The organism is Deinococcus radiopugnans ATCC 19172 (assembly GCF_006335125.1).
Lineage (GTDB): Bacteria > Deinococcota > Deinococci > Deinococcales > Deinococcaceae > Deinococcus > Deinococcus radiopugnans.
This window is the reverse complement of record NZ_VDMO01000083.1, coordinates 1-628: the sequence shown is the minus strand read 5'-3', so window position 1 is coordinate 628 and position 628 is coordinate 1. Positions and strand designations below refer to the sequence as shown.

General features: G+C 72.8%; 2 protein-coding genes. Both read left to right on the top strand.

All coding sequences use genetic code 11. The features are described 5' to 3' along the window. A partial coding sequence (locus tag FHR04_RS20785) for an AAA family ATPase (RefSeq protein WP_476699092.1) occupies positions 1-406 on the top strand: 406 nt, incomplete at its 5' end. Beyond that, positions 403-628, top strand: a 226-nt coding sequence (locus FHR04_RS20780) for a carboxylesterase family protein (RefSeq protein ID WP_170214063.1), incomplete at its 3' end; no start/stop codon positions are given. The genes FHR04_RS20785 and FHR04_RS20780, both read left to right, overlap by 4 nt.

Below are 628 nucleotides of genomic sequence, written 5' to 3'. Positions count from 1 at the left end.
CTCCCCCGAGGGCGACCTCGCGATCGCCCAGGCGGTGGTCTACCTCGCCACGGCTCCCAAGTCGATCGCCGTGTACCGCGGCGCGAGCCGGGCGCGGGCAGCAGCCGGGCGCACCGGCTCGCTCATGCCGCCGGCGCACATCCTCAACGCCCCGACCCGACTGATGAGGGACCTCGGCTACGGCGACGGCTACCAGTACGACCCCGACACCCCGGAGGGGTTCTCCGGCGCCGAGTACTTCCCCGTCGGCATGCGCCGCGAGACCTACTACACGCCCACCGGCCACGGCTACGAGCGCGCGATCACCGAGCGCCTGCGCCACTGGGCGCAGCTGCGCGCCGCGATCGGTGACACACCCGACCGGGCGCTAGACGAGCCACCCACCACCGAGAGGACCTCCTCATGACCGGCACCACGAACCACGCCGTGCGCTCCTGGCTGGGCATCCCGTACGCCGCGGCCGAGCGCTTCCGCCGCCCAGTCCTGCTGCCGTTCGACCCGGACCGGCCGTACGACCAGAAGGGCCCGGCACCTCTGCAGGCCGGCGACACCAGCTGGCTCGAGGCCGACAACGGCTTCAGCGAGGACTGCCTGAATCTCAACGTCTGGGCCCCCGAGGACACCGGCG